The organism is Pseudomonas sp. GW823-FHT03E05, assembly GCF_058796855.1.
In genome coordinates, this window is sequence record NZ_JBXAJB010000002.1 from 871,260 (window position 1) to 895,812 (window position 24,553).

Annotated in this window: 24 protein-coding genes and 1 pseudogene; 7 read left to right on the forward strand and 18 right to left on the reverse strand. The window is 64.3% G+C overall.

Going from position 1 to position 24,553, the window contains the following annotated elements; genetic code table 11:
- Positions 1-227: 227 nt before the first annotated feature.
- Positions 228-482, forward strand: a pseudogene (locus AC1RCO_RS11710) (YebG family protein); the annotation flags it as partial.
- A gap of 135 nt (positions 483-617) precedes the next feature.
- Here AC1RCO_RS11710 and AC1RCO_RS11715 read toward each other — a convergent pair.
- From AC1RCO_RS11715 to AC1RCO_RS11725, 3 genes are all read right to left on the reverse strand, one after another.
- Positions 618-1,070, reverse strand: a complete 453-nt coding sequence (locus tag AC1RCO_RS11715) for a hypothetical protein (RefSeq protein ID WP_401334245.1) — start codon at positions 1,068-1,070, stop codon at positions 618-620.
- A gap of 11 nt (positions 1,071-1,081) precedes the next feature.
- Entirely contained in the window at positions 1,082-1,336 is a 255-nt protein-coding gene (locus AC1RCO_RS11720) for a hypothetical protein (RefSeq protein WP_019093365.1), read from the reverse strand.
- A gap of 79 nt (positions 1,337-1,415) precedes the next feature.
- Positions 1,416-2,435 carry a Leu/Phe/Val dehydrogenase gene (locus AC1RCO_RS11725; protein WP_011059327.1) on the reverse strand — a complete coding sequence of 340 codons (1,020 nt, stop codon included), beginning with the start codon at positions 2,433-2,435 and terminating at the stop codon, positions 1,416-1,418.
- Between the two features lie 182 nt (positions 2,436-2,617).
- Here AC1RCO_RS11725 and AC1RCO_RS11730 point away from each other — a divergent pair, with 182 nt between their 5' ends.
- Together AC1RCO_RS11730 and AC1RCO_RS11735 are read left to right on the forward strand one after the other, a co-directional pair.
- Entirely contained in the window at positions 2,618-3,421 is an 804-nt protein-coding gene (locus tag AC1RCO_RS11730) for a SirB1 family protein (protein ID WP_011059326.1), read from the forward strand.
- Between the two features lie 230 nt (positions 3,422-3,651).
- On the forward strand, positions 3,652-4,119 hold the full coding sequence (locus AC1RCO_RS11735; protein ID WP_015634198.1) for a GNAT family N-acetyltransferase: 468 nt from the start codon (positions 3,652-3,654) through the stop codon (positions 4,117-4,119).
- 13 nt (positions 4,120-4,132) lie between these two features.
- On the opposite strand, the gene AC1RCO_RS11740 is transcribed toward AC1RCO_RS11735, so the two are convergent.
- The 4 genes from AC1RCO_RS11740 to hmgA form a co-directional block, all read right to left on the reverse strand.
- Positions 4,133-5,500, reverse strand: coding sequence for an MFS transporter (locus AC1RCO_RS11740; protein ID WP_065364607.1), 1,368 nt, complete (start codon positions 5,498-5,500; stop codon positions 4,133-4,135).
- A 138-nt stretch (positions 5,501-5,638) separates the two neighbouring features.
- Entirely contained in the window at positions 5,639-6,277 is a 639-nt protein-coding gene (gene maiA, locus AC1RCO_RS11745; RefSeq protein ID WP_015634196.1) for a maleylacetoacetate isomerase, read from the reverse strand.
- A gap of 12 nt (positions 6,278-6,289) precedes the next feature.
- Complete coding sequence (fahA, locus tag AC1RCO_RS11750) at positions 6,290-7,594, reverse strand: fumarylacetoacetase (RefSeq protein ID WP_123473911.1); 1,305 nt, start codon at positions 7,592-7,594, stop codon at positions 6,290-6,292.
- A 3-nt stretch (positions 7,595-7,597) separates the two neighbouring features.
- Positions 7,598-8,902, reverse strand: a complete 1,305-nt coding sequence (gene hmgA, locus AC1RCO_RS11755) for a homogentisate 1,2-dioxygenase (protein ID WP_011059321.1) — start codon at positions 8,900-8,902, stop codon at positions 7,598-7,600.
- Positions 8,903-9,069: 167 nt separating this feature from the next.
- Here hmgA and AC1RCO_RS11760 point away from each other — a divergent pair, with 167 nt between their 5' ends.
- Positions 9,070-9,870 (forward strand): IclR family transcriptional regulator, encoded by an 801-nt coding sequence (locus AC1RCO_RS11760; protein WP_401334252.1) that lies wholly within the window; start codon positions 9,070-9,072, stop codon positions 9,868-9,870.
- A 10-nt stretch (positions 9,871-9,880) separates the two neighbouring features.
- Here AC1RCO_RS11760 and AC1RCO_RS11765 read toward each other — a convergent pair whose 3' ends face one another.
- The 9 genes from AC1RCO_RS11765 to AC1RCO_RS11805 all read right to left on the reverse strand — a co-directional run bounded on the left by AC1RCO_RS11765 (position 9,881) and on the right by AC1RCO_RS11805 (position 20,861).
- The gene (locus AC1RCO_RS11765) at positions 9,881-12,436 is read right to left on the reverse strand and encodes a LuxR C-terminal-related transcriptional regulator (RefSeq protein WP_410036438.1); all 2,556 of its coding nucleotides are present in this window, start codon (positions 12,434-12,436) and stop codon (positions 9,881-9,883) included.
- Between the two features lie 261 nt (positions 12,437-12,697).
- Positions 12,698-14,065: a DUF1329 domain-containing protein gene (locus tag AC1RCO_RS11770; protein WP_015634191.1), complete on the reverse strand. Its 1,368-nt coding sequence runs from the start codon at positions 14,063-14,065 to the stop codon at positions 12,698-12,700.
- A 24-nt stretch (positions 14,066-14,089) separates the two neighbouring features.
- Entirely contained in the window at positions 14,090-15,880 is a 1,791-nt protein-coding gene (locus AC1RCO_RS11775; protein WP_053156403.1) for a DUF1302 domain-containing protein, read from the reverse strand.
- Between the two features lie 497 nt (positions 15,881-16,377).
- Positions 16,378-16,737: a hypothetical protein gene (locus tag AC1RCO_RS11780; RefSeq protein WP_019093356.1), complete on the reverse strand. Its 360-nt coding sequence runs from the start codon at positions 16,735-16,737 to the stop codon at positions 16,378-16,380.
- Between the two features lie 183 nt (positions 16,738-16,920).
- Positions 16,921-17,832, reverse strand: a complete 912-nt coding sequence (locus AC1RCO_RS11785; RefSeq protein ID WP_492617722.1) for an SDR family oxidoreductase — start codon at positions 17,830-17,832, stop codon at positions 16,921-16,923.
- A gap of 138 nt (positions 17,833-17,970) precedes the next feature.
- A complete protein-coding gene (locus AC1RCO_RS11790; protein WP_019096053.1) occupies positions 17,971-18,873 on the reverse strand; it encodes an alpha/beta fold hydrolase in 903 nt (300 codons plus the stop codon).
- Positions 18,873-19,655: a class II aldolase/adducin family protein gene (locus tag AC1RCO_RS11795; RefSeq protein WP_011059313.1), complete on the reverse strand. Its 783-nt coding sequence runs from the start codon at positions 19,653-19,655 to the stop codon at positions 18,873-18,875. The genes AC1RCO_RS11790 and AC1RCO_RS11795 overlap by 1 nt, the downstream gene beginning before the upstream one ends.
- A 143-nt stretch (positions 19,656-19,798) precedes the next feature.
- Positions 19,799-20,485 carry an LrgB family protein gene (locus AC1RCO_RS11800; protein ID WP_011059312.1) on the reverse strand — a complete coding sequence of 229 codons (687 nt, stop codon included), beginning with the start codon at positions 20,483-20,485 and terminating at the stop codon, positions 19,799-19,801.
- Positions 20,475-20,861, reverse strand: coding sequence for a CidA/LrgA family protein (locus AC1RCO_RS11805; protein WP_169892792.1), 387 nt, complete (start codon positions 20,859-20,861; stop codon positions 20,475-20,477). The genes AC1RCO_RS11800 and AC1RCO_RS11805 overlap by 11 nt, the downstream gene beginning before the upstream one ends.
- A 98-nt stretch (positions 20,862-20,959) precedes the next feature.
- On the opposite strand from AC1RCO_RS11805, the gene AC1RCO_RS11810 reads away from it, so the two are divergent.
- Positions 20,960-21,856 carry a LysR family transcriptional regulator gene (locus tag AC1RCO_RS11810; protein WP_011059310.1) on the forward strand — a complete coding sequence of 299 codons (897 nt, stop codon included), beginning with the start codon at positions 20,960-20,962 and terminating at the stop codon, positions 21,854-21,856.
- On the opposite strand, the gene AC1RCO_RS11815 is transcribed toward AC1RCO_RS11810, so the two are convergent.
- The gene (locus AC1RCO_RS11815) at positions 21,837-22,292 is read right to left on the reverse strand and encodes a flavodoxin (RefSeq protein ID WP_011059309.1); all 456 of its coding nucleotides are present in this window, start codon (positions 22,290-22,292) and stop codon (positions 21,837-21,839) included. The two genes, AC1RCO_RS11810 and AC1RCO_RS11815, sit on opposite strands and share 20 nt — an antisense overlap.
- A 154-nt stretch (positions 22,293-22,446) precedes the next feature.
- Between AC1RCO_RS11815 and AC1RCO_RS11820 the strand changes: the two genes are divergently transcribed.
- Together AC1RCO_RS11820 and AC1RCO_RS11825 are read left to right on the forward strand one after the other, a co-directional pair.
- Entirely contained in the window at positions 22,447-22,905 is a 459-nt protein-coding gene (locus tag AC1RCO_RS11820) for a PAS domain-containing protein (protein WP_011059308.1), read from the forward strand.
- Between the two features lie 68 nt (positions 22,906-22,973).
- Positions 22,974-23,579 (forward strand): hypothetical protein, encoded by a 606-nt coding sequence (locus AC1RCO_RS11825; RefSeq protein WP_011059307.1) that lies wholly within the window; start codon positions 22,974-22,976, stop codon positions 23,577-23,579.
- A gap of 11 nt (positions 23,580-23,590) precedes the next feature.
- On the opposite strand, the gene AC1RCO_RS11830 is transcribed toward AC1RCO_RS11825, so the two are convergent.
- On the reverse strand, positions 23,591-24,532 hold the full coding sequence (locus AC1RCO_RS11830; protein ID WP_492617723.1) for a MerR family transcriptional regulator: 942 nt from the start codon (positions 24,530-24,532) through the stop codon (positions 23,591-23,593).
- Between the last annotated feature and the right edge of the window lie 21 nt (positions 24,533-24,553).

Below are 24,553 nucleotides of genomic sequence, written 5' to 3' on the forward strand. Positions count from 1 at the left end.
ATTGGACGTGACGGTTGTTCTGCATGCAGAAAAAAGGCCAGGAGCCTTCAATGAGATGGTGGCCGCCGGCAACGAGGCACGGCCTGGTAACAATCGGCCCGGGAAAAAAATTGCGTCTACATTAAAAAGCCACTATCCAAGGGAAAAGGTTTCGCCTATTCTCTCGACCTGTATATAGATACAGTGTTTATACAGACCCATTATCGTGAAGGCATGTGAGGTGGTGAATGGCCGTCGAAGTGGTATACCGCAGCAGCCGAGATCTGGAGCGCTTGTTCATGGATAAAGCCGAAGCTGACCGTCATGACAAAATGCTCGAACTGGCTGAATTGCTCGCTGAAGTGTTGCACAAAGCCGTGCCGTCGCTGAGCGAACAGCAGGTGGAAGAAGCCGGGATCTACATGGCGAAGAACCGCGATGTGTTCGCCAAGGCGTTCAAGAGCCAGCCGGACGCGTTGTCCGAGTTGCTCAGTGCCCCTGCTCCCGTAGTGGAGGCTGTGGCAGAGCCGCAACCTGTTGAAGCCGAGGCGCCAGCCAAACCGGCGAAAGCGGCCAAGGCCGCAAAATAGGCTCTACGCGAATTGAATAGGCCCTGTGCCCCTGGCACAGGGCTTTTTTCATGCCTGCGAAGGCAAGAGTGGCACTTGTGCGGTGGCCGGTTGAAGCGCTGTCGCCCCTGGCGGATCAGGCAATTCGATAGCGTTGCGATGCAGCAGGGAAGTGATCTTGCCCAGGAAGGCCAGGGGCATCTCAGTCGAGTCGCCATACAGGTCAACCATTCCTACCTCAACTGCGCTGTCAACGATGCAGGAGAACGCCTCGACCTCTTCAGGCGCTATCAAGGCGACAAGCTCCTGGGGCCAATCATCTCCGCGACCATTGAGTGCCAGCAGCGCCCCGGCTCTCTCCCACGCCAGTAGATCGCCCTTTGGCGGGTAGCCCTCAAGGTGCTTTATCAACTCATCGATGAACGGGTGAGCAATGCCTTTTCGTTCGCAGTAAACCGCCAGGCATGCCGCTGCGTACAACTGCAGTTGCCTGATGGAGCAGCCAATCAATGGTGGGGCCATATCTGGCGCTGTCATTGCGCGACGTCCCAGACCCTGGAGCCTGCGGAACAAAAACCTGATGCGATATCCATGGCTTCCAGAATTCGGTCCTCCAGCTCTTCTGATGCGCCAGGGCGGAGTGATGCCAGATGCTTGTATACGGCCTCTGCGCAAAAGCCCTTGTCCCGGTATGCCACAAGAACATCACGAACCGCCTGAATGTCCGCCCCCGCCCGCAACAGGCAGGACAACTGCTCATCCAGCCCGGTCTCCAGCGCTTCACGCATCGTCGATACATTCCTTGTCAGTGGGCACTCCACAGCCGGATGGTACACAGAGCCTGGCCAAGGGTTAAGGCAAGAATGCCTAGCGGTACAGCACACGTTCCGCCAGTTCATCGGCCACTCGCGCCGGGGAGCGCTTTTCGGCCTGGGCGTGGGCGAAGATTTCCGTCAGCCGCTGGCTGATCTTCGACAGGTGGGCGGTGATGACCGGCAGTTCCGTGTTGCGGTGCTTGAGGGACACATAGATCAGCCCCCCGGAATTGATCACGTAGTCCGGCGCATAGAGAATCCCGCGGCGCTCCAGTTGATCGGCCACCTGCAGGTTGGTCAGTTGATTGTTGGCCGAACCCGCCACCGCCGAGCAGCGCAGTTGCGCCACGCTGAGGCTGTTGAGCACCGCCCCCAGGCCGCAGGGTGCGAGGATGTCGCAAGGGGTGCTGAGCAGAGAATCGTTGGCGATGGGATGGGCGCCCAGTTGCTCCATGGCCAGTTGCACCTTGCCGGCATCGATATCGCTGACCAGCAACTCCGCCCCGGCAGCGTGCAACTGCTCGGCCAGGGCATAGCCGACATTGCCCAGCCCCTGGATCGCCACCCGCAGGCCTTCCAGGTTGTCGCTGCCCAGGCGCGCCATGGCGGTGCTGCGAATGCCGGCGAACACTCCCATGGCAGCATGGGGGGCCGGGTCGCCCGCGGCACTGGTGCTGGTGACGTAACGGGTCTGCTGGGCGATGCAGTCCATGTCGGCCACCGAGGTGCCGCTGTCGATGGCGGTGATGTAGCGCCCGTCCAGTTGCTCGACGCATCGGCCGAAGGCTTCGAACAGGGCGGCGCGGCTTTCCACATGGGCGGGGCGGATGATCACGGCGGTACCGCCCCCCTGGGGCAGGCCGGCCAGGGCGGCCTTGTAGCTCATGCCCTGGGCCAGGCGCGCGGCATCCGTCACGGCACTGCTGTCGTCGGGGTAGGCGAGGTAACGACAGCCGCCCAGGGCGGGCCCCAGGCGGCTGTCGTGGATGGCGATCACTGCCTTCAACCCGGTACAGGGGTCGACGCTGAGGTGCAGCGATTCAAGGCGGGTGCTGTGCATGAGAGCGAACATCGACGGGCTCCCGAATCACTTCTTGTAGACGCCAGTATAGGCTTGCGCCTGGAATTTGCTGCGCCGCGCAGGAATAAGCCCCGGGGTTTTGCAGGCTTTGGGAAATAACCTGCTACCACGCATTTCAACACTGGACGAAGCTTCGTCACGAGGCTAAAACGAGGCATCCGTCGGAGATCGAGATGAACCCGCGCCAAGCTTTTTTCGCCTGTCTGCACCGCTCGCCACCCGCCCTGCTGGAAGCTGCCCTGTGGATTGCCGCCGAGCATGATCCCCAGGTGGTGCCCGGCCTGTTGCTGGAGGAGTTCAAGCAACTGCAGCAGCAAGTGGGCAGCAGCCTGCCGACGCTGCCGGCGAACGAGCTTGGCCAACCGCTGTTGCGCCGGCTCAACGACCTGGGTTTCCAACAGGACGAACACCTGCCCCTGCGGCCCCAGGCGGCGCTGATGGACAAGGTCCTGGAGCGTCGGCGCGGCCAGCCCCTGGCCCTGGCCCTGATCGCTCTGGAACTGGCGCAGCGGCTGCAGGTGCCGCTGGCGGGGGTGAACTTTCCCGGGCACTTCCTGCTGCGGGTGCCCGGTGCCGACCACCTGCTGGACCCGTGCGGCGGGCGCCGGCTGTACCCCAACGATTGCCGGGAACTGCTGCAACGCCAGTACGGCGCCCATATCAAGCTCAGCGCCGAGCACCTGGCCAGCGCCGAACCGCTGCAGATGTTCCAGCGCCTGTCACGCAACCTGCGCCAGTTGCACCTGTCCTACGACGACCACCTGGGGGCCCTGATCAATGCCGAACGGGTCCTGGAAATCGGCAACGGCAGCGCCGCCGACTACCTGGCCCGGGCCAGCCTCTACCAGCGCCTGGAATGCCCGAATGCCGAACGCTTCGACCTGGAGCACGCCCTGCTGCTCAGCGACGACCCGATCCAGCGCCTGCGCCTGACCGAACGCCTGGGGCACCTGCCGCCCAACACCATCGTGCACTGAATCCCCCCGCTGTTTCGCGCCTGCCGTGCAACAAGGCCCGCCGCCCTTCTGCCTGCTGCAAGGATGAAAAAGCATGAACAGCGCCGAACGCTTCCTCCAGGATTTCCACCCGCGCCACCCCGGCACCACGCCAACGGCTGGGGGCTGTTGCTGATCCAGGCCAGGGCCGCATGACAGCAGCGCCCGGGCTCTGGCAGGATGGGCGGCTAACCCCAGGGAACGGACACAGCATGCTTATCAGAAAAGCCCACGGCGCCGACGCACAACGGGTCTTCGACATTCGCAACCAGGCCATCAACCAGCAGTGCGCCGGCCACTACCCCGAAGCGGACCTCCAGGTCTGGACGGCTGGCGAACTGAGCGACTACTTCATCGAAGTGGTGGAAAACACCGGCCATGTCGCGGTCATCGACAATCAGGTGACCGCCAGCGGCATGCTCGACCTGGAGACCGGGCAGGTCGACGCGGTGTTCGTCGACCCGGCCTACATGGGACGCGGCATCGGCCGCAAGATGATGGAGTACCTCGAAGAACGGGCGCTGGAAGCCGAGTTGCCCCACCTGATCCTGGATTCGACCCTCAACGCCGCCGACTTCTATCGCCGCTGCGGCTTCGTCGGTGAGCGCATCGCCCAGTATCAGTCGCCCCGGGGCCTGACCCTGGCCTGCGTGCCGATGATCAAGCACCTGGCACGCTGAACCACCCTGCCCCTCAGGACTTGAGCGGGGCCTGCCGTTGCGCGGCCGGCCCCGCCTCACCCGAGGCCGACGCCAGGGGCGAACGCACCTGGATGATCAACAACGCCGCAAGCAGGGCCGGAATCGCACAGAAGAAGAAAATCTGCTGCACCGGAATATGCATCGCCAGCAGCATGCTGCCGAACAGCGGACCGAGGATCGAACCAAAACGCCCCACGCCCAAAGCCCAGCCGGTGCCGGTGGCGCGCACCTGGGCCGGGTAGAAGTTGCTGGCGAAGGCATTCAGGGTCAACTGGCCACCTATGATGCAGAAGCCCGCGGCAAACACGAACACCACCAGGTAGCGCGGGTTGTCGTGGTTCAACCCCAGTAGCACGGTGCACAGTGCGGCGGCGCTGAGCACCGCGGCCAGCAGGCGCACCTTGCGTTTCAGGCGGTCGGCGAACCAGGCCATGCAGATCGCGCCGAGGGTGCCGGCGAAGAGGAACATCGAAGTCACCAGGTTGGCCTGCTTCAGGGCCAGGCCACTCTCCAGCAACAGCGTCGGCAACCAGCTGATCATGAAATACAGCAGGATCAGGCTGACGAAAAAGGTCGCCCAGATCAGCAAGGTCGGCCGTGCATAGCCGTGGCGGAACAGCTCCAGCACCGTGAGCTTGCTGTCCACCTGCTCACCGCTGTTGAGCACTGCGGCCGGCGGTTGCCAGTCCGGGAGCATCTGTGCGGTGACCTTGCGCAGCCGCGCATAGGGCGGCGCGTCCCGCAGCAGGCGCGGCAGCGATTCGGGCAGGCGCCAGAGCAGGAAAGGAAACAGCAGCAGCGGCGTGATGCCGCCGGCGAGGAACACCGCTTCCCAGCCAAAGCGATCGATGAAGCCGGCGGCAACGAAACCACCCGCCGCGCCGCCAAAGGAGAAACCGCAGGCGGCCAGGGTCACCATCAGGGTGCGCAGGCGCGGCGGCGAATATTCGGACATCAGCGCCATCGCGCTGGGCATCGCCCCGCCCATGCCGATGCCACAGATAAAACGGGCGGCCATCAGGCTTTCAAGGGAATTGGCGAACACCATCAGCACCGTCAGGCTGGCGTAGATCAGCACGCAACAGAGCAGGATCCGGCGCACGCCAAAACGGTCGGCCAGGGGCGTCACCGCCAGGGACCCCAGGGTCAGGCCCAGCAGGTTGGCGCTGAACACCGGGCCGAAGGCGGCCTTCTCCAGCCCCCAGTCCTGGGCCAGGGCCGGCACCACATAGCCCAGGACCTGGGCGTCGTAGCCATCGGTGACCAGCAGCAAGGCGAGAAGCAACAAGAGCAACCACTGGTAGCGGGACACCGGGCGGGCGTCGAGCGCAGCACGAAAGCTGGCAATCTGATTTTGCATCGCAAGGTACCTGTTCGGTTTTTTATGGTTATGGGCAGCAGTGTTGCGCAGGTCACAGGCGGTGACCGCTCAGGCCCCGTTGCGGGGCCTGGGTGATGCGGATGCCACGCTGCCCCGGATACCGGGCAGCGTGCGGGTTCAGGCTGGCGTATCCGGCTGGTTGGCCGGGTGCGCGGCCTGGAACGCCGGGTGCTCGGCGGCCAGGGCCGCGACCCGGAGGATCCGCGGATAAGCGTCCAGGGACACCTTGAAACGCTCGGCCGCATACAGCTGGGGAATCAGGAACACATCGGCCAGCCCCGGCTCATCGCCAAAACAGAAGCCCTGGTCGCCGATCAGTTGCTCCAGGGCCGCCAGCCCCTGGCTGATCCAGTGGTCGATCCACACCAGCAGTTGCGCTTCCTCATGGCCCCATTCCCGTAGCAGGTTCTGGGTGCTGGAGTTGTGCAGCGGATGAATGTCGCAGCCGATGATCGCGGCAACCGCCCGTTCCCGGGCGCGGCTGACCAGGTCCGTGGACAGCAGCGGCACCTGTGGATAACGCTCCTCCAGGTACTCGATGATTGCCAGCGACTGGATCAGCAGGTCGCCTTCATCGGTCCGCAGGGCCGGCACCCGGCCCTGCGGGTTGATCTCCAGGTACTCCGGCTGGCGATTCGCACCGCCCTTGGGCACCAGCAGATTGACCGGTATGGCCTGGAACTCCAGGCCCTTGAGGGCCAGAGCGATGCGCACCCGGTAGGACGCAGTGGAGCGGTAGTAGGTATAGAGCTGCATGGGGGCTCTCCCTTAACGTGCCGGCTGGACCGTGCCACGGCATTCGCCGAAGCCGATGGAGGCGAAACCCTCACGGCTGCAACGCCCGCGCAGGATGATTTCATCGCCGTCCTCGAGGAACTTGCGCACCTCACCGGACGCCAGTTCGATGGGTTTCTTGCCGCCTTCGGTGATCTCCAGCAGGCTGCCGAACTGGCCGTTCTGCGGGCCGGACAAGGTGCCCGAACCGAACAGGTCGCCGGCCTGCAACTGGCAGCCGTTGACGCTGTGGTGCGCAACCATCTGCGCCACGGTCCAGTACATGTACCGGGTGTTGCTCAGGGTCAGGCGGTGTGCCGGCAGGCCCTGCTCGCGCATGGTGCGGGTGGTCAGCAGCACTTCCAGTTCGATGTCGAAGCCACCGGCGGCCTGGTCGCGCTTGTCCAGCAGGTACGGCAGCGGTTGCGGGTCGCCTTCAGGGCGCGGGGCCTGGGCCTGGCGGAACGGCTCCAGGGCCTCGGCGGTCACCACCCAGGGCGAAATACTGGTGATGAAGCTTTTCGACAGGAACGGGCCCAGCGGCTGGTATTCCCAGGCCTGGATATCCCGCGCCGACCAGTCATTGAGCAGGCAGAACCCGGCGATGTGTTCGGCGGCGTCGCCAATGGCGATGGGCTCGCCCATCTCGTTGCCCTGGCCGATCCAGATGCCCAGCTCCAGTTCGTAGTCCAGGCGCGCGCAGGGGCCGAAGGTCGGTTCGGACTGCCCGGCCGGTAAGGTCTGGCCCTTGGGCCGGCGCACGTCGGCACCGGAAGTACGGATAGTGGATGCGCGACCGTGGTAGCCGATCGGCACGTACTTGTAGTTGGGCAGCAGCGGGTTGTCGGGGCGGAACAGCTTGCCGACGTTCTGCGCGTGTTCGATGCCCACATAGAAGTCGGTGTAATCGTTGATCTTGGCCGGCAGGTGCATCTGGCAGTCCGCGGCCAGGGGCAGCAGTTTCGCCCCCTGGGCCTCGATCTTGCCGCGCAGGCTGCTGCCTTCGCCGAGCAGTTCCAGCAGGCGTTCGCGCAAGGCGACCCGGGCCGGGCGGCCGAGTTCGAAGAACGCATTCAGCTGGCCGCCACGGGCCGCCTGCACCGCAGCCTGGGCCTGGCCTTCGAACAGCCCGGCATCCAGCGCCGCTTCCAGGTCGAAAATCTGTTCGCCAATGGCGACCCCGCTGCGGGGCGCCGAACCCTGGGTGCTGAAGACGCCCAGGGGCAGGTTCTGCAACGGGAAGTCGGGGTGACCGTTGGCGGACTCGACCCAGCTACGGGTGATGGTGGGCAAGGTCATGGGTTATCTCCGATTCGGGTTGAAGGTGACGGGCAGCGAGGCCCAGCAAGCATCGTAGTCGTTCTGCAGCTCTGGGCACTCCAGGGCGAACTGGCTCGGGCGCAGCACCTGGCTGGTCTCGAACATGAAGGCCATGGTGTTGTCGATCTTGGCCGGCTGCAACTGGGCGTTTATCGCCTTGGTGCAGGTCTCGCCGTCCGGGCCGTGGGCGCTCATGCAACTGTGCAGCGACGCGCCGCCGGGCAGGAAGCCTTCGGCCTTGGCATCGTAGGCACCCTGGATCAGGCCCATGAACTCGTTCATCAGGTTGCGGTGGAACCACGGTGGACGGAAGGTGTTCTCGGCCACCATCCAGCGTGGCGGGAAGATCACGAAGTCCAGGTTGGCCAGGCCCGGCACGCTGGTGGGCGAGGTCAATACGGTGAAGATCGACGGGTCCGGGTGGTCGAAGCTGACGGTGCCAATGGTGTTGAAACGACGCAGGTCGTATTTGTACGGCACGTTGTTGCCGTGCCAGGCCACCACGTTCAGTGGCGAGTGGTCGAGCTCGCAGCCCCAGAGCTCGCCGAGGTACTTCTGGACGAGCGTGGTGGGCTGGCGCAGGTCTTCGTAATGAGCCACGGGGGCCAGGAAGTCCCGAGGGTTGGCCAGGCCGTTGCTGCCAATCGGCCCAAGGTCCGGCAGGCGCAGCGGCGCACCGTGGTTCTCGGCGACGTAGCCACGGGCTTGCGGGTCCAGCAATTCGATGCGGAATTTCAGCCCGCGAGGCAACACGGCGATTTCCAATGGCTCCAGGTCCAGCATGCCCAGTTCGGTGACGATGCGCAGGCGGCCCAGCTCCGGCACCAGCAGCAGCTCGCCATCGGCATTGAAGAACACCCGCTCCATCGAGCGGTTGGCACGGTAGTGATAGACGCTGATACCCGCCGGCTTCTGCGCAGCCGAGTTGGCCACCATCGCCACCAGGCCGTCGATGAAATCGGTGGGCTCGCTTGGAATCTGCAGGGGGCTCCAGCGCAGGCGGTTGGGGGTGACCTCACCCAGGGGGCCGCCTGCCAGCTGGCGCGCAAGCTTGGCGAAAGCCGGGTGCTTGGCCGAGGGCTGGATGCGGTACATCCAGGTACGCCGGGCTTCGCTGCGGGTCATGGTGAAGGCGGTGCCGGAAAACAGTTCGGCGTACAGGCCATAAGGGGCTTTTTGCGGGGAGTTCTGGCCGACGGGCAGCGCCCCTGGCAGGGCCTCGCTGGCAAATTCGTTGCCGAAGCCCGATTGGTAGCTGAGGGCCGACGCCGAAGAATCGAGGTTCATGGAGCCTCCTGGAAGTTGGAATAGGCAGGGGCCCACCACTCCCTCACAAGAGCTATCGGCACGCCTGGGTTATTTTTATCGTAATCCAATTACGCATAACGTAATTTGATTGCCCAGGAGCGTCAAGCTATAAAGACCGCCACTTGTCACGGGACCCCAATGCCTCCATGGAAAAGCCGCGCAGCATCAGCGACAGCACCGGTAAACAGAAAGTCCGCTCGGCCGAGGTCGGTACCGACATCCTCAAGGCCCTGGCCGAACTGTCGCCGGCCACTTCCCTTTCGCGCCTGGCCGAACATGTGCAGATGCCGGCAAGCAAGGTGCATCGCTACCTGCAGGCCTTGATTGCCAGCGGCTTTGCCGAACAGAACAGCGCCACCAATCACTACGGCCTGGGCCGTGAAGCCTTGCGGGTGGGGCTGGCGGCCCTGGGCAGCATGGATGTATTGAAAGTGGGCGCCCTGCCCCTGGCGGAACTGCGGGACGAATTGAACGAAACCTGCTTCCTCGCGGTGTGGGGCAATCAGGGCGCGACCGTGGTGCACATCGAGCCGGCGGTGCGGGCGGTGACCGTGGTCACCCAACTGGGCTCGGTGCTGCCCCTGCTCAGCTCATCCACCGGACTGGTGTTCAACGCCTACCTGCCACAGCGGGAAACCCTCGATCTGCGCCAGCAGGAACTGTCCACAAGCAACCCCCATGCGCTGGCCGACCCACAGGTCCACGACGCACTGGCCGAGCAGATTCGCCAGCGCGGCCTGCACCATGTCCACGGTTTGCTGATGCCTGGGGTCGATGCCCTGTCGGCGCCGGTGTTCGATGCCACCGGCAAGATCGCCGCGGTGCTGACAGTGGTAGGACCGACCTCACTGTTCCACGCCGATGAACATGGACCCGCAGCCCAACGCCTGCTGGCGGCCAGCTCTGCAGTGAGCTGGCGCATGGGTTATCAACCGCAGCCCGAGTAACCGGCGCGCCTCAACTCATCAGCCCCAGGGCCTGGGCCTTGGCTACCGCCTGGGTACGCCGCTCCACCCCCAGTTTGCTGTGAATCCGGCGCCCGTGGGTCTTCACGGTATGCAGGGAAATGAACAATTGCTCGGCGATCTGCTGGTTTGAACAGCCCTGGGCGATCAGTTGCAGCACTTGCAATTCCCGCAGGCTGAGCAGGCTTTCGCGGTTTTCCAGGGGGCCTGCCGATGACGGCGTCTGCAGCGTTTCCCCCGCAGCCAGCAAGAGTGGTTGCCGCAGGCGCAGTTCGTGCAGTGCCTGCGGCAGGTTGCATCGCTGCACCAGTGCCTGCCCGGCCTGCAATGCTTCCTGCGCCAGCGCCGGGTTGCCTTGCAGGTGGGCGACCTCGGCCAGGGCCAGTTGCACCTCGGCCTCCAACCCCTGCATGCCGTGGCGTTGGGCCCGGGCCAGCAGCCCCTGCAAGGTAGCGATCGGCGCCTGGGCCCGCCCCAGGTGCACCTCGGCCAGCACCAGCAGGTATTCGATCCCCGGAATCAACTCCAGGGTGGCCGGTGGCGCCTGTAGCGCCTGGGGGCCGCGAAAGTGCCGGAGCAAGCGGCTCAAGGCCTCCTGAGCCAGCTCCGGTCGCCCCTGTTGCAGCCAGAGCTGGCTGCTGACCTGCAACAGCACGCCCCGGTACACCGTGTCGGGAATCTGCCGCTGCTGCATCAGCCGCTCCGCATCCCGCAGGCGTACGAAGGCCTGGGCATAATCACCCTGGTTGGCCGCCAGTTGGGCCTGGCCGAGGAAACCATACAAGGCACGCTTGTCGTGGCTCAGCAGGCAATCCTCGAGGCCGCTGCGAAAGTAGCCGGCCGCCTGCTCTGCATGCCCCTGGCGCAAGGCCAGGCGACCGAGACGCAGGGCGATGCGACCGAGCAGCGGGGTCGCCCGCAGCGCCTGCATCGACAAGCGCTCACAGACCTGCTCCAGCAGGCTCTGGGCCCGATGCGGCGCGCCCCTTTGCTCCAGCAACTGGGCATGGTCCAGTTCCAGCAGGCCTTCGAACAGCTGGGCATCCTGGGCCCGGGCCAGGCACAGGGCTTCACGATTGAGGGCCTGGGCCACATCCAGCTCCGCACCCAGCAGGGCCTGCTGGGTCAGCCCCGACAGGCACAGCAGGCGGGTGGTCCAGGCGCTGTCCGCCAGCTCATCCAGGGCCTCGATAAAATGCTGCCGCGCCGCCACCATCCGCCCGCTCAGGTGCAGCAGCCAGCCCTGCTGTGCCTGCCAGCGGGCCAGCAACTGACGCTGCTGCGCTGCCGAGGGCTGGGGGGCGAACCGGGCCATCTGCGCCATGCACTGCCCGGCCTGCTCGAAGCGCCCGGCAAACAGCATGGCCGCAACCAGCAGCCCCACCAGGTGCGGCGACACCAGCAAGAGTTCACCACCGTGGCGCTCATGCAGTTGCAGCAACAGCAGCGCATTGTCCTGCTGGAACAGGAACTCGAAACTGAAATGCTCCAGCAGGCTGACCGCGACTTCATACTCTTGGGCCCGCAGCGCCTGCTCAAAGGCCGACTGCCAATCCTCCTGGGCAATGAACCACTGGCAGGCCCGGCGATGCCAGGAGCGCCCCCCCGGCCAGGCTTCGTCGCGCATCAGCCGGGCCAGCGGCGGAAACACCTGGAGCCAGTCGCCGCCACCGTCCCAGGGTTCGATGAAGCAGGCCATGTCCTGCAAGGTCCGCAGGTACTGGGCACCCTCCCCGACGCCGAACAGATGCTCGCACAGCTCGGCGTTGAAACGTGGCAGGTGCGCCAGTACTTGCCAGACTTGCGCCAGCTCCGCCGGCAGCACGCTGAACAGCTCGTGCTCCAGGTACTCCAGCAAGGTATTGGGGCGCCCCGGCTTGCAGGGCTGAATCGTCAGCTCGCTGCCTTCCAGCAAGGCAATGCGCACCCCGGCGCACCAGCCGCCACTGCGTTGCAGAATGCGACTGGCGGTCTGCGCACACAGGGGTTGCGGCAGCCGTTGCAGCAGTTGCTCGATCTCGATCTGGCTGAATGCCAGTGCCGGGCCGTCCAGCTCGAACAACTGATCGTCCAGCAGCAGGCGTGGCCAGTTGCACAGGGGCCGGCGACGGCAACCCAGCCACCAGGTCAACTGCGGGTTGTCCAGGCTCAGCAGGCGATCGAGCAACAGGTCCAGGTCCGCAGCCGCGACCCGGCAATAGTCATCGATGAAGATCCAGGCCGGCGCCTGCAGGTGCGCCAGGTGCTGCAGCACCGTGGCTTCGTCATCGCGCTCCAGCCCCAGGGCCTGGGCCAGGGCAGCGCACAGCCCCTGCGGGCTATGCCGCCCGCCGGACAACGGCAACCAGCTCACCCGGCAGGTCTCCGGTGCCTGTTGCAGGCACTCAGCCAGCAGCGCCGTCTTGCCGCTGCCGGCAGGCGCGCAAAGCAGCTTGACCCGCGCACCGGAGGCCAGCAACGGCGCGCTCAGGCGGCTGCGGGAAAAATGATGGGAGGACAAACGGGGCATGAACCCGGGACGCTCTGGACAACGAGTCATGGCGGTCATTGCGGCGTGCCTTTTTATAGTTTTAGCCAGCGTAGCCCCACCCTAGCCCCGACCTCCCGGCCAGTTGAAGAAGTATTCAGCAGGCTGATCAGCCCCCATAAAAAAACCGACCAGGCAGTCGGATAACTGCCAGTCAAGAGGAACGCAGTATTGCCGCGACTGTGGCGAGCAAGCTCGCTTGCCAGGACTGGCCGCCATAAAAAACCGCACGCCCCAAGAGCGTGCGGCTCGACCATTGCTCCACTGCAACCCAAGAGGCGCCTAGCGCACTCCGCTGGCGCGCAGGGCCGCCGGGGTGTAGTCGGCCGCCTTGGCGGCAAAGCCGAACTCCAGGCTGTGCTTCTCTTCGTTCTTCATGCCCAGGGCCAGGTAACGGCCGGCGTTCAGGTCATACAGGGCCTCCAGGGTGTAGGCCGGTACCTGGTGGTCGTAGTAGTACTGCGCATGACCTTCGGCTACCCGCCACAGTTGGCCGCGTCCGTCATAGTGGTCTACCAGGGCCACCTGCCAGCTGTCCTCGTCGATGTACATGTGCCGAGTGGCGTAGATGTGCCGCTGGTTGGGCTTGACCGTGCCCACCACTTCCCACACCCGGTGCAGTTCATAGCGGGTCAGGTCCTGGTTGATGTGCCCGGCCTTGACGATGTCGTCGTACTTGAGGCTCGGGGAATCCAGCTTGTAGCTGTTGTAGGGGATGTACATCTCCTTCTTGCCCACCAGCTTCCAGTCGTAACGGTCGGGAGCACCGGAGAACATGTCGAAGTTGTCCGAGGTGCGCAGGCCGTCGGCGGCGGTGCCCGGGCCGTCGTAGGCCACTTGCGGGGCGCGGCGCACGCGACGCTGGCCCGCGTTGTAGATCCATGCCGAACGCGGTTCCTTGACCTGGTCCAGGGTCTCGTGGACCAGCAGCACGTTGCCCGCCAGCCGCGCCGGGGCGGTCACCGACTGCTTGAAGAAGTTCTGCACGTTGGCCGCCTTGGCCGGGTCCAGGTCCGGGATCAGTTGCGGCGCCGCCACCTCTTCCTCGAAACGGATCGAGGTGTAGCTGCCGTTGGTCTGCGGGGTGACCTGGGTGACGATGCGCTTCTGGTTGCCGCCGTGATAACGGGTCAGGTGGTTCCACAGCACCTCGATGCCGTTCTTCGGAATCGGGAAGGCGTAGTAGCGGTTGCCGGTAAAGTTGGCCAGGCCGTTGCCGTCGTTGGTAGTGGTCACGCTCAAGGCGCTGCGCTTGGCCGACTCGTAGATCTCGGGTGGCAAGCCGACGCTGCGGTGAGTGGGGTAGACCGGGATCCGATAGCTGTCCGGGTAGCGCTTGAACATCGCCACCTGGCCGTCCGAAAGCTTGTCCTTGTATTTGTCCACCGTCGCCGCGGTGATGATGAACAGCGGTTTTTCATTGGCGAACGGGTCGGCGAGAAAGCCCTTGCTGTCCACCGCCCCGGCATTCTTGGGAATGCCTCCGGTCCAGGCCGGGATCGAGCCGTCGGCATTACCGGCTTTTTCCGCACCCACCGGGGTCAGGCTGGTTCCCAGCTTGGCGGCTTCTTCCGGGCTCACGGCGGCCATCAGATTGGCCGCCCACAACCCCAGTGCCAGGGCGCTGCATTGCAGAATCATCTTGCGCATTCAAATGCTCCTTCTTGTGCCGGTTCAGAAGTTCACGCCAAAGCTCAACGCGAGGAAGTCCCGGTCGGTCAGGGTGTTGTAGCGCCCGCCAAAAAAGTCGGTGTAGCTGAGGCTGGCGGTGTAGGTGTTGCGGTAGTCGGCATCCACGCCAACGCTCAGGGCCTTGGCGCCTTGGTTGAACAGGCCGTTGGGCCCGTAGCCGTTGACGTCATGGGACCAGGAAAGGTTGGGCTTGAAGTTGATGCCGGCGATCACGTTGCTGTAGTCGAGGATGGCCCGGGCGCGATAGCCCCAGGAGGTGGCCGTGACGAAACCGTCGGTGTCGCCCCCGTAGCCGTATTGGCCGTACACCGAGTCCCGGCCGTAGCGCAGCTTGCTCTTGTCTTCCAGGCCTCCGACGTGGACCACTGCCGCCTCGCCCACCAGGGTCAGGCGGTCGGCCCCCAGCACCTGATCGAAGAACTGGGTCATGGAACTCTGGATCTGAGTGATTTCCTTGCGCCGGTAGCCGGTGTTGTCAGCCCCCATGGCGGTCTTGATCGGCGACGCCGCGCCCCCGGAAATAGGGTTGAGCAGGGCCAGGGTCAGGTCGTTGGTGTTGACCTGCACCGGCGCGTTGGGCCGATAGCTGATCTCGCCGGTCCAGGCGGTGCCGGTGGGCAGGGTGGTGGAGAAACTGGCGCCATACAGGCGGATGTCTTCCGGGTATTCGAGGTAGTACTGGCCACGGCCAAGCATCACGCTTTGCACCAGGCCACTGCCAGAACCCGGAACGATGCCGTTGGCGACGCCGGCAATGGCGCCCAGGGTCGTCGCGCTGACATTGGCCGTGGTGGTACTCACCACCGGGCTGCGGGAGTGGTAGTTCATGAAGTACAGGCCGTACTCGGTGTCATCGCCGAGCCAGCGCAGGGCGGCGCCCCACTGCCCGGAGTCGCGGGCATCACGATCACCGCCGCGGGGCAGGATCACCCCTTCGCGGGTCACCTGGAAGCCCTGGCCGAAGGCCGCCGCCACCGGCTGCAACGGCGCGATGGCCGGGCTGCCGACGGTGTAGCCGGTGGTGCAGCCATCGGCCACCACGTCGTTGCCGAAGAAGGTGCCGCAGTTGTCCACCACGGTCTGGTCCCACTCCAGCTGATAGAAGCCTTCCACGGTCAGCTGGTTGGTCAGGCCCTGGGACGCGAACAGCATGTTCACCGGCACCAGGCCTTCCTTGATTTCGGCGCCGGGGCGGCGAAAGGCCGAGACATCCACAGGGTTGATGCTGTTGATGGAGTTGCCGATGAAGGTGCTCTCGCCCCAGCTGACCACCTGCTTGCCAGCACGCACGGTACCCGGCAGGTCGGCAATGGAATAGTTGTGGTAGACGAAGGCATCGAGGATCTGCGCCCCCGATGACTTGGCGCCCTCCTTGCGGTTGTGGTCGCTGATGGGCTTGAACTCGCGGTCTTCGTCCTTGAGCTCGAAGTCGTACCAGTACTTGCCGCGAACGAAGACCCCGGTGTCGCCGTACTTGAGTTCCAGGTCATGCAGGCCCTTGAAGATCTTCGAGAAGGTTTCGCCCTTCTTGAAGTTCAGGCGGCCATCGTCGCCGGTGGACGACTGGGCGGTACCGCCATTGACCGTTCCGACGAAGGCGCGGTCGGCATTGCGCATGCCCCAGCTGGCACCAACCGATAGCGACGAGTCGAACTGCCCTTCGATTTCCCCGATGTTGAACGACACCGCCTGCGCCTGGGCGCAGCAGCCCAGCGCCACCGCGACGGCCAGCGCCTGCGGTTTGAAGATGGCGCGCATTGTTATTCTTGTCATGCGTCTTCCCCGGTGAGTGACAGGAGGCCTCACCCTACTGCCGGGGTAGCACGGTCGATAAGCGCACCAAGGAGGTATTCGCGCTGTCACTCGAAGGGATTAGTGCCCTTGCCATCACGGCCGTTCAAGGGGTTATCCAGCGGCTGGATGCAGGCTTATCAGGGGCGTCGATGCAGGGGGATGACCGGGGCGAAAAAACGCTCAGACTGTTGCTCAGGCTGTAACAGTCCTTGTCCTGAATCGCTATTTTTCCGTACCCGGCCAGGGCTTATTCTTCACTCGCAGTCACGGCAAACAACCGCTTGCCACTGACCTTGCAAGTACCGGGCACGAGCTGTTCCCGGGAATGATTTCCAGCCGCTTGAAGGCGTGTGATTCAAGCTGCTGCCCCTGGTTCACCGACGTTGATTTTGTAGCTCCTTGATCTAACGTCTTGCTTCGGCCGCTGCTCTTGCAGCGGCCTTTTTTATGCCTGGAACACCAGAGGAAAGTGGCAACTACGCCGCGTCGTCCTCGCTCTCGTCGTAATGAAACTTGTGCAGCAGACGGTGCGCCACTGGGGACAGGATCAAGCCCAGGGTGGCAGCGAAGACCAGGTTGGTATAAAGCCCGTAGCTGGCAAAAAACAGTTTGCCACCCGGGGTTTGCGGCATGTTGATGGGGCCGATGCCGCCGAGGATCATGGCCGCGTCATACAAGGCGTCATGGAAGGAAATGTCTTGTTCGAAGTACAGCAGGCCGCTGATACCCAGCAGCACCGAGAAGATGATCAGCGCCAGCACCACCAGCCCATGCATGCATAAACGGCGGATGAACAGCAGCCGCGACAATACCGGCTGATCCTTTGACTCATACATATGCAGCACTCCCTGTTCGTTCGCGGACCGTCGAGCATAGTGACGAACGCTGCAGGAGTAAAACCGCCGGGGCCAGGGCCCGACGGGGTGATGCATCCAGTGCTGAAAACCCGGCGCACTTAGCGCTAGAAGCCGGCCCCTATCACCCTGGCACAGGCGATAGGGGATGGACAAAGGGGCGCTTCAGAGGGCGTACTTTTGCAGATTCTGCATCATCTCCTTCAACGCCTCGATATTGTCCTTGGGGTGAGCCGCGCCCTCGAAGTCGCAGATCTGCTGCCAGTGGGCCGCCACGTCTTCCGGGGAAAAGCCCTGGCGAGGATCGAAGCCGGCGCCCAGGCTGCGCTCCCAGCGCACCTTGCCGATCCAGCCGCCGCCCACTTCGAACAGGCCGGAGGTTTCCTGGCACTGCTCGCTGCCCAGGTACACCACCAGCGGGCTGACCAGTTCGGGCTTGAGCTGCTCGAACACCTGGGGCGGAATCAGCCCCTCGGTCATCCGCGTACCGCCGGTGGGCGCGATGGCGTTGACCAGGATGTTGTTCTTGCGCCCTTCGATGGCCAAAGTCCGGGTCAGGCCGTACAGGCCGAGCTTGGCCATGCCGTAGTTGGACTGGCCGAAGTTGCCATAGATGCCCGAGGTGGAAGCGGTGAAGATCACCCGGCCATACCCCTGGTCGCGCAGGTATGGCCAGGCGGCGCGGGTGACCTTGTAGGCCCCCTCGACATGCACCCGATACACCAGGTCCCAATCGGCGTCCTCCATCTTGTGGAAGGTCTTGTCCCGCAGGATCCCCGCGTTGTTGACCACCACATCGACCCGACCAAACACATCCAGGGCGTTCTGCACGATCTTTTCACCGTCGGTGACCGAGTCATGGCTGGCTTCGGCGATACCGCCGGCCTCGCGGATCTGCGCCACCACGCGGTCGGCGGCCGAAGCGCTGGCGCCTTCGCCCTGGGCCGAGCCGCCGAGGTCGTTGACCAGCACCTTGGCGCCGTGCCGGGCGAACAGCAGTGCATGGGCCCGGCCCAGGCCACCGCCGGCCCCGGTGACGATCACCACTTTATCTTCCAAGCGCACAGACTCACTCATACCGAACTCCAGCAGGGCCAATGGACAATGCTTCGAGTGTCAGGCAGCCAGCCTTTGGTCACAATAAAAACGTTTAGACCTGAATGGTGCGCAATAAGGCAGCGGGATAATCGCCTTGCCCGCTCAAGGCCGCGGGGTTCAGGAACACGCCAACCGTGATGATGGCGACAGCAGATTGTCGCGAAACTCCAGGTAATGCTTGAGCACCGCCAGGGGCGCTTCGATCTGCGGGTAATGCCCGATGCTCGGCAGCAGCACCGTGTCGGCCCGTGGGATCAATTGCCGATAGCGCTCCACCATGTGTGCCCCGGAAATCGGGTCCAGGGCACCATCGATCACCCGCAGGGGCACCTCGCCGCGCTGCATGGCACTGACCCAACGTTCACGCCGGGCCCGGCGTTCAGGGATATAGCCGATCAGCTTGTGCAGGATTCGCGGGCCATCGTTGCTCTGCACCAGGCTCCAGAAATCATCCAGCACCGACTCGCTGGGGCGGTTCTGGGGGCCGAATATCTGCCGGAAACTCTTGGCCAGGCCCTGGCGGCTGAACGTTCTCCCGAGCATCCAGCCCAGCGGGCTGAGCAGCAGCTTCTGGGTCAGCACCGGGCGATGGGTTTCCGGGAACAGGCCGCCGTTGAGAAACACGCAACTGGCGATATCGATCCGCTCTTCGTAGTGCCGGGCCAGCAACTCCTGGGCAACGCTGTCGCCGTAGTCGTGGGCCAGCAGATGCACCGGCTCGGCGATACCCAGATGGGCCAGCAGCGCCTGCTGCAGGTCAGCCTGCTCCAGCAGGCTGTAGTCATGCTCCAGGGGCTTGGCCGAATCGCCGAAGCCCAGCATGTCGCAGGCGATCACCTGATGATGCCGGGCCAGGGGCTGCCACAGGTAGTGCCAGTCCCAGCTGGCGGTGGGAAAGCCATGGATCAGCAGCAGCGGCTCGCCCTGCCCGGCCACCCAGTAACGGATGCGCTGGCCGCGAAAGAGCAGGTCATGTCCGCGTGTACGCCACACGCACAGCGGGATCTCGGCAATAGGCATCAGAGTGTGTAACCCGGGTCGAGTTGATCGAGTTTGCGCAGCAGGGCCGGCCAGGCCAGAGCGCCGCCCATGCCCTGAGCGCTGCGGGTGACACCAGCGATCATCGCCCTGGCCCCGGCCAGGATCGGCGCAGGGATGGCAATCAGCTCGGCGCCGCCGTTCTGCGCCAGCACCTGGATCTCGCAGGCGCGCTGGAAGGTGAACATCATCAGGAAGGTGTCGGCGATGGTCGCGCCGCAGGTGAGCAGGCCATGGTTGTGCAGCATCAGGAAACTGTTGTCCCCCAGGTCGGCCTGCAGCCGGACCTTCTCCTCGGGGTTCAGGGCCACACCTTCATAGGGGTGGTAACCCAGGCTCGACAACACGAACAGCGACTGCTGGCTGATGGGCAACACGCCCTGCTTCTGCGCCGACACCGCAACCCCGGCCGCGGTATGGGTGTGCAGCACGCAAACCACATCGTGACGCACCGCATGCACCGCGCTGTGAATGGTGTAGCCCGCCGGGTTGATCTCGTAGGGGCTGTCCATCAGCTTGTTGCCGGCCTGGTCGACCTTCACCAGGCTCGACGCGGTGATCTCGTGGAACATCAGGCCAAACGGGTTGATCAGGAAATCTTCGGTGCCCGGCACCTTGGCGGATATGTGGGTGAAAATCAGGTCGTCCCAGCCATGCATCGCCACCAGGCGATAGCAGGCGGCCAGGTCCACGCGGGTTTGCCACTCGATGGCGCTGACCTGGTTTTTTACACTCGGTGTCGATTGAACGGGGGCTAGGCTCACGGCAAGGACCTCGGTGATGGTTCTTATAGGAAGAGGACCTCCAGAGTCTAGACAGCTCACGCCGCTGGCGGAGTTGCATTGGCAGCCAGCTTGATGGCCGTGCGGGTCAGCCGGGAATCAGGCCCTGGCCCGGGGCTTGCGCGTCAAAGCAACGACGCCAGCAAAGGGGCGGCGAACAGGTTCAGAAGCCCGGTCAGGACCATCACCAGCCCTGCCACCGAACCTTCTTCGCCCCCCACTTCATGGGCCCGGCTCACCCCTGCACCATGGGCCCCGACGCCAAACAGGGCACCGCGGGCCAGGGCGCTGCGCAGCGGCAGCCAGCGCAGCAGCACACCGCCGAGCATGGCCCCGAATACCCCGGTGAACATCACGAATACCGCAGTCAGCTCGGGTACGCCGCCCAGGTCATGGGCCAGGGGCATGGCGAACGGCGTGGTGATGGAGCGCGGCACCAGGGACAGGGTCACCGAGCTGTCCAGGGCCAGGGCCTTGGCCAGGCCGAACGAGCTGCCAATGGAAGCCGCGCTGCCCGCCAGCATGCCCAGCAGCAATGCCGACCAGTGGCGCATCAGCAGTTGCCGCTGCTGCCAGATGGGAATGGCGAAGGCCACGGTCACCGGCCCCAGTACCAGCATCAGCCAGTGGGTGTTGGCGGCGTATTCGGCGTAGGCAGTGTGCAGCGGCACGGCGACCGCCAGCAGCAGGGCCGGCACCAGAATCAGCGGCGACAGCAGGTAGCGCCCGGTGCGCCGGTAGATCCAGCGGCTGAACAGGTAGGCGCCCAGGGTCAGGGCCAGCCAGAACACCGGCATGGCTTCAAGCTTCATGGCGCATCCTCCAGCGGCACACCAGTTCCACGGTCAAGGCTGTCACCAGCATCACCAGCAGGGTGCTGACACCTATTACCAGCAGAATTCGCCAGCCGTCCTGGCGCAGCAGGCCGCCGTAGTCCAGCAGGCTCATCAGTGCGGGAATAAAGAACAGCAGCATCTCGGCCATCAACAGGCCGGCCCCCAGTTGCAGGGCCGCCGGCTTGACCCAGCCCAGGGCGAAGGCCAGCAGCAACAGCGCAAGGCCCATGACCCCACCGGGAATCGGCCAGGGCAGCCAGCTGGCCAGTTGGCTGCCGAGAAAATAGATGGCCAGCAGCACCGCCAGTTCAAGAATCAGGCGGCCCAGGCGTTTGCAGGTGGAAATGTTCATGGTGGTTCGGTCCTCTCAGGGGCTTATTTTATGAAAAGCCCCATCATTACCGAAGCGAATTGTTAGACTGGAAGCCATTCCAATCTGGAATCAACGCCATGGATTTCAAGCAACTGCGCAGCTTTGTCGAGGTGATCCGCCAGGGCGGCTTCACCCAGGCGGCCAGGACCCTGCACATCAGCCAGTCGGCGGTCAGCAAGCAGATAGCCCAGCTGGAACAGAGCCTCGGCACGCCCTTGCTGGAGCGCCAGGGTTCGCATATCCACCTCACCGCCGCCGGCAACGTGGTGCTGCAACGGGCCGAAGGCATGTTGCGCCTGCGCCACGAACTGCTCAGCGAACTGGACGACCTGAGCCAGCTGGCACGGGGTGAACTGCGCCTGGGGCTGCCGCTGCTAGGCAGTGACGCGCTGTTCGCCAGCCGTTTTGCCGAATACCGCCGGCGCTATCCGAATATCCAGGTGCAGTTGCTCGAAGGCGGCAGCCTGAATGTCGAACAGGCGGTGCGCAACGGCGAACTGGAACTGGGGGGCAGCCTGACCCCCAAGGACCCGGCGTTCGCCTACCAGCCCTTCTGCGATGAACCGCTGGATGCCTTGCTGCCCGCCGATCACCCCTTGGCGATGAACGCCCAGGTACGCCTGGAAGAACTGGCAGACACGCCGTTCCTCCTGTACCAGCGCAGTTTCGTGCTCAACGACCGGCTGTTGCAGGCCTGCCAGCAGGTGGGTTTCACCCCCAGGGAAGGCGGGCGCAGCGGCCAGGCGGATTTCCTGGCGGCGCTGGTGGCCGCCGGCCAGGGCGTGGTGCTGTTGCCCAGTGTGGTGGCCCGTGGCCTGGTGCGGCCTGGGGTGGTGCGCCTGACCTTGAAGGCGCCGGACTACCTGCGATGGGATATCGCCTTCATCTGGCGCCAGGGCGCTTATCTGTCCAAGGCAGCGCAAGCCTGGCTGGCGCTGCTGCGGGAACAGCCGGTCAGCCCCGCAGGGCGCTGATCAGCTCGGCCAGCCAGGGCTCGGCGTCGGTTTCCGGGGTCACGCTCTCGCTGGCGTCCAGGCGCAGCATGGGCAGCACTTCCTGCACGCCCAGCTCGGCGAACAGCTCGCGCATCTGCTCGCCACCGCCACAGAAGGTATCGCCGTAGCTGGAATCTCCCAGGCCGATGACCGCTCCGGGCAACCCGCGCCAGGCGGCGGGCAACTGATCGCGAATACTCGAATACAGCGGCAGCAGGTTGTCCGGCAACTCGCCCATGCCGGTGGTGGAGGTCACGGCCAGAAACGCCTGCGGGGCGAAGGCCTGAAGCTCGGCCAGAGTGGCGCGCGAGTTGTGCCAGGCCTCGAAACCTGCGGCGTTGAGGAGTTTGGCGGCATGCCGGGCGACTTCTTCAGCCGTGCCGTACACCGAGCCGGAAAGGATGGCGACTTTCATCAATCTGATCCTGAAGCTGACTAAAAGGCTGGGATATTAACAGCTACGGAGTAAAATCCCGCCTGTGCCGCCACCTCTGCTGCAAAGCGCTGGTGGACAGCGGGCCAGCCTCTCTTACACTCCAGCACTTGCTGATCGAAAGCGGAACTTCAGGATGATCAACGCTCATCTGCTGCAACGGATGATCAACGCCTCCAACGACGGGATTGTGGTCGCCGAGCAGGAAGGCGAAGACAACATCGTGATCTATGTGAACCCGGCCTTCGAGCGGCTGACCGGCTACAGCGCCGACGAAGTGCTGTACCAGGATTGCCGCTTCCTGCAATCCGGGGACCGTGACCAGCCAGGCCTGGAAGTGATCCGCCAGGCCCTGCGACAAGGCCGGCCGTGCCGCGAGGTACTGCGCAACTACCGCAAGGACGGCAGTCACTTCTGGAATGAGCTGTCGATCACCCCGGTATTCAATGACAGTGATCAACTGACCTATTTCATCGGCGTGCAGAAAGACGTCAGCGTCCAGGTCAAGGCCCAGCAACGCTTGCTCCAGCTGGAGCAGCAACTGGCCGAAGTGCAAGCTGAACTGGCCGCCCTCAAGGCGACCAGCGGCCACTAATAAATCGCGGAATTCGTGGTCGTAGGGATATTCCCCGCCGATCTGTCCTCCACCCTCCGAGCAACATCATGCAGCGTGACGCCCTCCTCACCCAGGATGAACTGGACTTCATCCAGACCATGCAGCACAACCCGCAGCTCAATGTGCGTGATACCACCTCGAGCCTGATGGTCAATGGCGGCGCGCAGATCCGTGACCTGCTGACGCGCCTGGCGGCCAATGAAAAGGTCACCATCCAGGCCCGTTTCGACAATCAGCAGATGACCTTCCCGCTGCAGTTGGTGGAAGACGAATTCCATGCCCTGCACCTGCGGCTGGGGGTGCCGAGCATCTTCGAGGATGGGCCCATGGTGCGCCCCTGGCGCCTGGCCCTGGAGCAGCCGGTGGCCCTGGAAAATGCCAGGGGCCAGCCTGGCCGCCTGTGGGTTCGGGAGGTCTCGTTCAAGGGAATATTGGTGGAGATCCGCAACGGTACCCGGCCACCGCGGCAGTTCGCCCAGTGGTTCAGCCCCTCGGGCTATGAACGGATTGCCCTGCACGGGCGCTTCGAGCGCCAGACCGAAGCCGGTTTCTACGCCTACCGCCTGGATCAGAGCGACCTGGAGGAAACCGAGCGCCTGCGCCAGTTCATCCTCCAGCAGCACCGCCACAGCCATCCGGCACTGCACGCCTGAAGGCTAGCGCCTCAAAGGAACCCGCGCAGGCGCTGCTGCATCAAGCGCCCCTCGTTACCCAGGCAAGCCACCGGCGAACCGACCAGGCTGTCCTGAGCCAGGTCCGCCGCGTCCCCGGCCAGCAGCAATGGGCAATCCAGGGTCAGTGCCAGGCGCTTGAGGCGCTTGGGCAACTCGGCCGAGGGTGCGTGATTGGAAAACACCACCAGGGCTACCGGCGCGACCTTTTCGCAGACCAGGGTCAGTTCCTCCAGCGGCACACCCGCGCCTAGAAGGCGCACACCGATCGGGTCCTGCCCGAGCATCAGCGCCGCCACCAACAGTTCCAGTTCGCGGCATTGCTCATTGAGCGCCGTCAGCAGCAGATAGCGGCTCTGGGTGGCGCGTTGCAACAGCAGGCGCTGGGTAATCCGCGCCCGCAGGAAGCCATCCAGGAACAGCCATTCGCTGGTCTGGCCAAAAGCCTCGCGCGCCAGCAGTAACTGCTTCCAGAACGGCAGGAAGATGTCCTGGAACACCACCGGCAAGGCATAGCTGGAGAAGATCTGCCCGTAGAGGCGCTCAAGCTGATCCTCATCGAACGCGCTGACCGCCAGCTTCAATTGATCGCGCCACTGGCCGTATTCGCCCTGCAAGCCGCCATCCACCGGAGCCTTGAGCTGGGCCTGGGCAGCCCGGCCCTTGGCCAGGATCTTGCCCACTTTGCTCACCGCCACGCCGCGTTCGATCCAGCCGAGAATCTCACGCACCGCCTCAACATCGTGCATGGAGTACAGGCGATGCCCACTTTCGGTGCGTGTCGGCTGAATCAGACCGTAGCGTCGTTCCCAGGCCCGCAGGGTCACCGGGTTGATTCCGGTCAGGCGCGCCACCTCACGGATCGGAAACAACTCGTCCTGACGAACGGCTTCGGGGGCGTGAGGGGCGGGGGCAAGTTCAGTCATGACGGGCATCTGGGAAGAAAACACCGGGAA

Excerpts from the sequence above, each read along its gene's own strand:
- AC1RCO_RS11825 (WP_011059307.1), top strand. The coding sequence starts at position 22,974 with ATGCAGCGTGACGCCCTCCTCACCCAGGATGAACTGGACTTCATCCAG.
- AC1RCO_RS11740 (WP_065364607.1), bottom strand. The coding sequence starts at position 5,500 with ATGCAAAATCAGATTGCCAGCTTTCGTGCTGCGCTCGACGCCCGCCCG.
- AC1RCO_RS11765 (WP_410036438.1), bottom strand. The coding sequence starts at position 12,436 with ATGACCGCCATGACTCGTTGTCCAGAGCGTCCCGGGTTCATGCCCCGT.
- AC1RCO_RS11820 (WP_011059308.1), top strand. The coding sequence starts at position 22,447 with ATGATCAACGCTCATCTGCTGCAACGGATGATCAACGCCTCCAACGAC.
- AC1RCO_RS11715 (WP_401334245.1), bottom strand. The coding sequence starts at position 1,070 with ATGGCCCCACCATTGATTGGCTGCTCCATCAGGCAACTGCAGTTGTAC.
- AC1RCO_RS11730 (WP_011059326.1), top strand. The coding sequence starts at position 2,618 with ATGAACCCGCGCCAAGCTTTTTTCGCCTGTCTGCACCGCTCGCCACCC.
- AC1RCO_RS11830 (WP_492617723.1), bottom strand. The coding sequence starts at position 24,532 with ATGCCCGTCATGACTGAACTTGCCCCCGCCCCTCACGCCCCCGAAGCC.
- AC1RCO_RS11800 (WP_011059312.1), bottom strand. The coding sequence starts at position 20,485 with ATGAAGCTTGAAGCCATGCCGGTGTTCTGGCTGGCCCTGACCCTGGGC.
- AC1RCO_RS11780 (WP_019093356.1), bottom strand. The coding sequence starts at position 16,737 with ATGTATGAGTCAAAGGATCAGCCGGTATTGTCGCGGCTGCTGTTCATC.
- AC1RCO_RS11790 (WP_019096053.1), bottom strand. The coding sequence starts at position 18,873 with ATGCCTATTGCCGAGATCCCGCTGTGCGTGTGGCGTACACGCGGACAT.
- AC1RCO_RS11735 (WP_015634198.1), top strand. The coding sequence starts at position 3,652 with ATGCTTATCAGAAAAGCCCACGGCGCCGACGCACAACGGGTCTTCGAC.
- AC1RCO_RS11725 (WP_011059327.1), bottom strand. The coding sequence starts at position 2,435 with ATGTTCGCTCTCATGCACAGCACCCGCCTTGAATCGCTGCACCTCAGC.
- AC1RCO_RS11785 (WP_492617722.1), bottom strand. The coding sequence starts at position 17,832 with ATGAGTGAGTCTGTGCGCTTGGAAGATAAAGTGGTGATCGTCACCGGG.
- AC1RCO_RS11815 (WP_011059309.1), bottom strand. The coding sequence starts at position 22,292 with ATGAAAGTCGCCATCCTTTCCGGCTCGGTGTACGGCACGGCTGAAGAA.
- hmgA (WP_011059321.1), bottom strand. The coding sequence starts at position 8,902 with ATGAACCTCGATTCTTCGGCGTCGGCCCTCAGCTACCAATCGGGCTTC.
- maiA (WP_015634196.1), bottom strand. The coding sequence starts at position 6,277 with ATGCAGCTCTATACCTACTACCGCTCCACTGCGTCCTACCGGGTGCGC.
- AC1RCO_RS11760 (WP_401334252.1), top strand. The coding sequence starts at position 9,070 with ATGGAAAAGCCGCGCAGCATCAGCGACAGCACCGGTAAACAGAAAGTC.
- fahA (WP_123473911.1), bottom strand. The coding sequence starts at position 7,594 with ATGACCTTGCCCACCATCACCCGTAGCTGGGTCGAGTCCGCCAACGGT.
- AC1RCO_RS11810 (WP_011059310.1), top strand. The coding sequence starts at position 20,960 with ATGGATTTCAAGCAACTGCGCAGCTTTGTCGAGGTGATCCGCCAGGGC.
- AC1RCO_RS11770 (WP_015634191.1), bottom strand. The coding sequence starts at position 14,065 with ATGCGCAAGATGATTCTGCAATGCAGCGCCCTGGCACTGGGGTTGTGG.
- AC1RCO_RS11775 (WP_053156403.1), bottom strand. The coding sequence starts at position 15,880 with ATGACAAGAATAACAATGCGCGCCATCTTCAAACCGCAGGCGCTGGCC.
- AC1RCO_RS11720 (WP_019093365.1), bottom strand. The coding sequence starts at position 1,336 with ATGCGTGAAGCGCTGGAGACCGGGCTGGATGAGCAGTTGTCCTGCCTG.
- AC1RCO_RS11805 (WP_169892792.1), bottom strand. The coding sequence starts at position 20,861 with ATGAACATTTCCACCTGCAAACGCCTGGGCCGCCTGATTCTTGAACTG.